Genomic DNA, 6,493 nt, shown 5'->3' with positions numbered 1-6,493 from the left:
CCTGATCGTCTGGCCTTCGGTACTGGAACGGCAGCGCAGCGAGGTCTTGAATGCACGACTGCTAGGGGTATATGGGAGCTGGCAGTGCCATGGAGAAGTGCGCCACCTGGTGGCGGGACGGCTGGAAGACTGGACCCATCTGCTGGGGGAGCTGCAGCCGCGCAGCCGGGATTTCTTCTGAAACGGCCCTGCAAGGCAGCGTCCGGATCAAGCCGCCAGCGCCATCCGGAAAGCATTGCGCCCTTCGCTCTTGGCACGGTACAGGGCCAGGTCGGCTTCGTGCACCAGCGCATCCCAGCTGCTGGATTGGCCCGGTGACAGCACGGCCAATCCGACGCTGATGGTAACTGTCTGCCCATGGCCGAAATCGTGGTTGCGTACGGTTTCCAGCAGATGCTGGGCAATCTGGCGTGCCTGGGCTTCCGACCAGTCCGGGAAGACCGCACAAAATTCTTCGCCACCGTAGCGGCCGACCATGCCGCCCTGGCAGCAGTGCTCGCGCAGCAAGGCGCCGATGTCAGCCAGCACCCGATCCCCGACCAGGTGGCCGTGGGTGTCGTTGATGTCTTTGAAGTGATCCACATCGATGAAGGCCAGCGTCAGGACCCGCCTGCCCTGCACGGCCCGGGCCAGCGCCTCTTCGCCACAGCGCACCAGCTCGCGGCGGTTGAGGGTGCCGGTCAGTTCATCTTCGGTGGCCAGGCGCTGCTTGTCGGCCAGCAGCCGTTCGAAGTAGATCATCATCAGCGACACCGACAGCAGCAAGGTGCCGCTGATGGGAATCAGATAGATCAGGCCCACGCCCAGACTGCTCATCTCGGGGGGCATGAACAGTTCCGGATGCGACAACGACAGCAGCAGCCGGCTCACATGGGTGGCGCTGAGGATCAGCAAGGCCACGATGCCGATCCAGCGGCCAAAGGTCCAGCGCGGATAGCGCGCGGCCAGCGGCCCGGACAAGCCCTTGAAGAATTCAAGCAGCACCAGGCAGAACACCACCTGCATGCCGCCTACGGCGAGGTAGGCACGATGGGTGAAATCGGCACCGCCGATCAGCAGCGCGGTAAAGCTGACGGCATAGGCGATCACCAGCATCCAAGGCCAGTCGCCCGACTGGCGCTGGTAAAAGCTGCGCAGTCCGCGCCAGGCAACGATGCCGGAAGAAAACACCAGTGTATTGCCCAGCAACAAGCCGAGCGGCCGCAGGCTGCCAGCCAGCCCGGCGTACACTGCAACGGTGACGCAGATCCCCAGTGCCGAGAACACGCCCGACAGCGCCCACAGCCGCGTGAAGCGCTCTGACGGCGTGCTGATGAACAGCCCGGTCATGATCACGCCACTGCAAAACTGTACGATGGCCAGCGCAATGCTGGCGGTGAAAGGATTCATGCGGATTCGCTTGCCCTTGCGGGCAGGTATAGAAGGCATCGCGGCAAGCGATGCGGAGGATGCGCCCCTCAGCGCATCGGCGGCGTCCTCAGTTGGCTTGGGGCTCGAGGACGGCCAGGGTCGACGCCAGTGTAACCGAAGGCGCCAGCTCAGCAGTGATTTTCAGCAATTCATCAAAAAATCTGAACTTTTAAGCTAAAAAAGACGGCGCTTGTTCAATTTTATTCACTTTATTAGCGTGGTTCATGTACGTTCCAACAGCCGGGTATGTCCCCACTGGCCGGAACGGCACAGCGCATCGGTCACATCCAACACCAGCCGTTCCACCGCAGCAGCCGCGGTGGTCAGCGGGATATTGCGCGAGGCGCACAGCACCAGGGTGCGCGAGATCTGTTCGCCGGCAATGGCATGGGCGACCATCTCGCCGCGCTCGATGTCGGCCAGCAGCGGCGCCACCGGCAGGATGGTGGCGCCGATATCGGCCAGGATGGCCGATTTGAGGATGGCCACCGAGTTGATCTCGATGACGTTGTCCAGGCTCATGCCCTGGCCGCGCACCAGGCTCTCGATGCGCGGGCGCACCCCATGGGCCAGGCCCGGCAGGATCAGCGGGGCTTCGATGGCCTTGGCCAGCGGCACGCCCTTGCGGCCTTTCACCCCATAGCGCGACTTGGCGCGGGTGATGTACATCATCTCTTCCTCGATCATGGGCGTGGCTGCGAAGGACGACAGTTGGCCATCGTCAAACAGCACCGCCAGATTGATGCGGCCGGATTTCAACTGGGTGATGAGGTTGCCGGTCAATTCCTCGGTCAGTTGCAGGGTGATCTCGGGGTAGATCGAGCGCACTGCATTGAGCAGCGGCAAGGCCAGCGCATTGGAGACGCTCTGCGGAATGCCCAGCGCCACCGTACCCGAGGGTTTGTCGGTGGACTGCGCCACGGCCTGCTTGGCATCCTGCACCTGTTTCAAAATCGCCAGCGCGTGCTCATAGAAAACCTTGCCGGCATCGGTAGCGATGACCCCTTGGGCCGAACGATGCAGCAATTGCGCCGCCATCTCGTCTTCCAGCTGGCGGATCTGCTGGGTCAGCGCCGGCTGGGCGATGTGCAGCACACGCGCTGCGCGTGAGAGCGAGCCGTGATCGACGATGGCCACGAAGTAGCGCAGTTGGCGTAATTCCATGGGATGGGCTTCCTGCGGAAGAATAAGTAGTTAAAAGAGTTGACAGCTTGAATGACAAGCAGACTCACAGGCCAGGCCGGCTGTTGAACATGCGCGTGCGGGCATTCTCGATGTGGCCACGCATGGCGCGCCGTGCGCCTTCAGCATCCTGCAAGCGGATCAGCTCGAAGATCTGGCGATGTTCGTCCATGGCATCCTGCGAGCGCTTCCAGGGCGGGATCTGCATCAGGTGGCGCAGCATGTTGACGGCGTGGCTGACATCGTATTCCAGCGTCTTCATCACCTGCACGAAGCGCTGGTTGCCGGTGGCCTGGGCGATGGCTTCATGGAAGCCGAAATCATAGTGATGGGCGATGCCGCCCACGCGGTTGGCTTCCTCGAATCCGAGCAGCAAGGCATCCATCTTTTCCAGATCCTGCTTGTTGCGTCGCAGGGCCGCCATGTAGGCGCATTCCGGTTCCAGCACCAGCCGCAGTTCCAGCCCGTTCATGATGTGGCCGATGCGGGTCTCGGGTTCGCCATCGGGACGGGCCGGGGCCAATCCTGCCTTTTCCTTCACATAGGTCCCGGAGCCACGCTGGGACTCCACCAGCTGATCTTCACGCAGCCGGTCCAGCGCCTGCCGCACCACCGGCCGCGAGACCTCGAACAACGTGGCCAGGTCGTTTTCAGAAGGCAGTTTGCTGCCGACGGCAATGCGGCCTTCGACGATGGCATGGAACAAGGTTTCATACACGCGTTCAGCGAAGCGTTCCGGCCGCACCGGACCCAGGCCGGCCGCGGCCAGGCTCAGGATGTCACCGGAAGCGCCAGGGCGCGGGGGCTTGCTCGATGAGGGCATCGACACTCCAGTTAGGCAGGAAATGACAGGAACGGCATGGGCCGCATGGTAGCGGATTTGTCAGTCTCACCGCCAGCCATCCGATGCAAGTAGTCATCAAAGTAGTAAATATATTTGACATCTTGGATGCGCAGGCTTAGATTCAGGCACAACAAAAACAGCAGCACACGACAAGACACCAGGAGACAAGCCCTTCCCGGCCCCGTTCGGACTGACCGTTCGACGCAGGCCCGCGCCTGCATGGCGTGCCATCCTGCCGCTTCCCTGTGCTGCTCCCCCGTCATCCGCCTCCAAGGACCGCACTGCCATGAAACAGCACTTCATCGACAATCGCTGGGTCGCCCCCGCCTCCGGCGAAAGCATCCCCGTCATCGATCCCTCCGATGGCCAGGCCTTCGAGGCCATCGCCCGTGGCAATGCCGCCGACATCGACCAGGCCGTGCAGGCAGCACGCCGCGCGTATGAAGGTGCGTGGGGCAAGCTTTCCGCCGCCGAGCGCAGCCGCCTGCTGATGAAGCTGGCCCACAAGCTGCAGGATCACCAGGAAGAACTGGCCCAGCTGGAAGGACGCGACTGCGGCAAACCCATGAAACAGGCACGTGCCGATGCTGCGGCCATCGTGCGCTACTTCGAGTTCTACGCCGGTGCCGCTGACAAGCTGCACGGCGACACCATTCCCTACCAGGCCGGCTATACGGTACTGACCCTGCGCGAGCCGCACGGCGTGACCGGCCACATCGTGCCGTGGAACTACCCGATGCAGATCTTCGGACGCTGCGTGGGCGGCGCCCTGGCCGCTGGCAATACCTGCGTGGTCAAGCCGGCCGAGGATGCCTGCCTGTCCATCCTCCGGGTAGCCGAACTGGCCGCTGAGGCGGGCTTCCCCGAGGGTGCACTCAACATCGTCACCGGCTATGGCCACGAGGCCGGCGACCTGCTGGTCAAGCATCCCGATGTGAACCACGTGTCCTTCACCGGCTCACCCAACGTGGGCAAACTGGTGGTGCGCGCGGCCGCCGAGCATCACACCCCGGTCACCCTGGAACTGGGCGGCAAGTCGCCGCAGGTGATCTTCGAGGATGCCGACATGGACGCCCTGCTGCCGGTGGTGGTCAATGCCATCGTGCAGAACGCCGGCCAGACCTGCTCGGCCGGCAGCCGCCTGCTGGTCCAGCGCGGCGCTTACGAACAGGTGCTGGAGCGGCTTGCCGGGCTGTTTTCGCAGCTCAAGGTGGGCTCCTCGCAGATGGACCTGGACTGTGGTCCGCTGATCCGCAAGACCCAGCAGGAACGTGTGACCGGTTTCCTCTCGGATGCACGGCGCGACGGCATCGCCCTGGTGGCGCAAGGTGAAATCGCGCCCGGGGCCCCGGCCGGCGGTTTCTACCAGGCCCCGGCCCTGCTGCGCGACGTGCCGCCGCAGCATCGGCTGGCGCAGGAAGAAGTATTCGGTCCGGTGCTGGCGGCCATGTCCTTCGAGGATGAAGCCGATGCCATCGCCCTGGCCAATGGCACCGACTACGGCCTGGTGGCCAGCGTCTGGACCCGCGACGGCGGCCGCCAGCTGCGGCTGGCGCGCGCCATTCGCAGCGGCCAGGTCTTCATCAACAACTATGGCGCCGGCGGCGGCGTGGAACTGCCCTTCGGCGGCGTCAAGGCCAGCGGCCACGGGCGCGAGAAGGGATTCGAAGCGCTCTATGGCTTCACGGTCCTCAAGACCATCGCCATCCGCCACGGCTGACATCCCCCCCTCATTCAACACACACAATTTTCAAGGAGACACATCATGCGTTTGCAAGACAAGGTAGCCATCGTTACCGGTGGCGGTTCGGGTTTCGGAGAAGGCATCGCCAAGGCCTATGCCCGTGAAGGCGCCTGCGTGGTGGTGGCCGATATCGGCGAAACGGGCGGCCTGCGGGTGGTCGAAGAGATCAAGGCGGCGGGCGGCCGTGCGGTCTTCGCCAAGGCCGACGTCTCCAAGCGCGCTGACATGGACCAGTTGCTGGCCAGCGCCCTGGAACACTTCGGCAAGCTCGACATCGTCGTCAACAATGCCGGCACCACGCATCGCAACCGCCCCATGCTGGAAGTGGAAGAAGACGAGTTCGACCGCGTCTATGCAGTCAACGTAAAGAGCATCTTCCTCTCGGCCAAGACCTTCGTGCCCTATTTCCGCCAGGTCGGCGGCGGTGCTTTCGTCAACATCGCCTCCACCGCCGGCATCCGCCCGCGTCCCGGGCTGACCTGGTACAACGGCAGCAAGGGCGCCGTCATCACCACCAGCAAGTCGATGGCGGCCGAACTGGGTCCGGACAAGATCCGCGTGAACTGCGTCAATCCGGTCATCTCGGCCACCGGCCTGCTGTCCGAATTCATGGGCGTGCCCGACACCCCGGAAAACCGCAAGAAGTTCGTCGCCACCATCCCCATGGGCCGTTTCTCCACCCCGGAAGACATCGCCAATGCCTGCCTCTACCTGGGCTCGGATGAAGCAGAGTTCGTCACCGGCGTGTGCATCGAGGTCGATGGCGGGCGTTGCGTGTAGGACGGCGGTGTAAAAATCTTCATGCAAGCGGTGAGGATAATGATTTGACAATGTCCTCACCGCCACTACAATGCGTGGCACCGTCAAGCGGTCACAAAGAACCGGCGACGCACAACAACGATACGTCAAACACTATCTGGAGCGAGACATGACCTACCAAGCAGGCGCAGCCGCCGACGGCGCGCGCGCATCCTTTGAAGACGCGACCTACAGCAAGGTCACCTGGCGGCTGCTGCCGCTGCTGTTCCTGTGCTATGTGGCTTCCTACCTGGACCGGGTCAACGTCGGCTTTGCCAAGCTGCAGATGCTGCAGGACCTGAAATTCAGCGATACCGTCTACGGCCTGGGCGCGGGCATCTTCTTCCTGGGTTACTTCGTCTTCGAAGTGCCCAGCAACATGATCCTGCACAAGGTCGGCGCACGCCTCTGGATCGCCCGCATCATGATCACCTGGGGCATCATCTCGGGCGCGATGGCCTATGTCTCCACGCCGGAAATGTTCTACATCATGCGCTTCCTGCTGGGGGTGGCCG

Annotated in this window: 6 protein-coding genes and 1 pseudogene; 4 read left to right on the top strand and 3 right to left on the bottom strand. The window is 63.2% G+C overall.

Annotation, left to right across the window (positions count from 1 at the left end; translation table 11 throughout):
- A pseudogene (locus tag B3873_RS00605) lies at positions 1-181 on the top strand (error-prone DNA polymerase); the annotation flags it as partial.
- Between the two features lie 26 nt (positions 182-207).
- Here the strand turns inward: B3873_RS00605 and B3873_RS00600 are convergent.
- From B3873_RS00600 to B3873_RS00590, 3 genes are all read right to left on the bottom strand, one after another.
- Positions 208-1,389, bottom strand: a complete 1,182-nt coding sequence (locus B3873_RS00600) for a GGDEF domain-containing protein (RefSeq protein WP_286863521.1) — start codon at positions 1,387-1,389, stop codon at positions 208-210.
- A gap of 243 nt (positions 1,390-1,632) precedes the next feature.
- Entirely contained in the window at positions 1,633-2,574 is a 942-nt protein-coding gene (locus B3873_RS00595; RefSeq protein WP_121040118.1) for a LysR substrate-binding domain-containing protein, read from the bottom strand.
- Positions 2,575-2,638: 64 nt separating this feature from the next.
- A complete protein-coding gene (locus tag B3873_RS00590; protein ID WP_134222326.1) occupies positions 2,639-3,415 on the bottom strand; it encodes a FadR/GntR family transcriptional regulator in 777 nt (258 codons plus the stop codon).
- Positions 3,416-3,722: 307 nt separating this feature from the next.
- Between B3873_RS00590 and B3873_RS00585 the strand changes: the two genes are divergently transcribed.
- The 3 genes from B3873_RS00585 to B3873_RS00575 form a co-directional block, all read left to right on the top strand.
- Positions 3,723-5,156 carry an aldehyde dehydrogenase family protein gene (locus tag B3873_RS00585; RefSeq protein WP_286863520.1) on the top strand — a complete coding sequence of 478 codons (1,434 nt, stop codon included), beginning with the start codon at positions 3,723-3,725 and terminating at the stop codon, positions 5,154-5,156.
- Positions 5,157-5,201: 45 nt separating this feature from the next.
- Positions 5,202-5,960: an SDR family oxidoreductase gene (locus B3873_RS00580; protein WP_286863518.1), complete on the top strand. Its 759-nt coding sequence runs from the start codon at positions 5,202-5,204 to the stop codon at positions 5,958-5,960.
- Between the two features lie 148 nt (positions 5,961-6,108).
- The coding region (locus B3873_RS00575; RefSeq protein ID WP_286863516.1) for an MFS transporter at positions 6,109-6,493 on the top strand (385 nt) is incomplete at its 3' end.

It is taken from the genome of Herbaspirillum sp. UBA812 (assembly GCF_002296545.1).
GTDB lineage: Bacteria > Pseudomonadota > Gammaproteobacteria > Burkholderiales > Burkholderiaceae_D > Herbaspirillum > Herbaspirillum huttiense.
The sequence above is the reverse complement of the archived record's forward strand: the minus strand, read 5'-3'. Positions and strand labels throughout refer to the sequence as shown.

What these genes read in the sequence shown, in the direction of transcription:
- B3873_RS00585 (WP_286863520.1), top strand. Translation starts at nt 3,723, where the DNA reads ATGAAACAGCACTTCATCGACAATCGCTGGGTCGCCCCCGCCTCCGGC.
- B3873_RS00600 (WP_286863521.1), bottom strand. Translation starts at nt 1,389, where the DNA reads ATGAATCCTTTCACCGCCAGCATTGCGCTGGCCATCGTACAGTTTTGC.
- B3873_RS00580 (WP_286863518.1), top strand. Translation starts at nt 5,202, where the DNA reads ATGCGTTTGCAAGACAAGGTAGCCATCGTTACCGGTGGCGGTTCGGGT.
- B3873_RS00595 (WP_121040118.1), bottom strand. Translation starts at nt 2,574, where the DNA reads ATGGAATTACGCCAACTGCGCTACTTCGTGGCCATCGTCGATCACGGC.
- B3873_RS00590 (WP_134222326.1), bottom strand. Translation starts at nt 3,415, where the DNA reads ATGCCCTCATCGAGCAAGCCCCCGCGCCCTGGCGCTTCCGGTGACATC.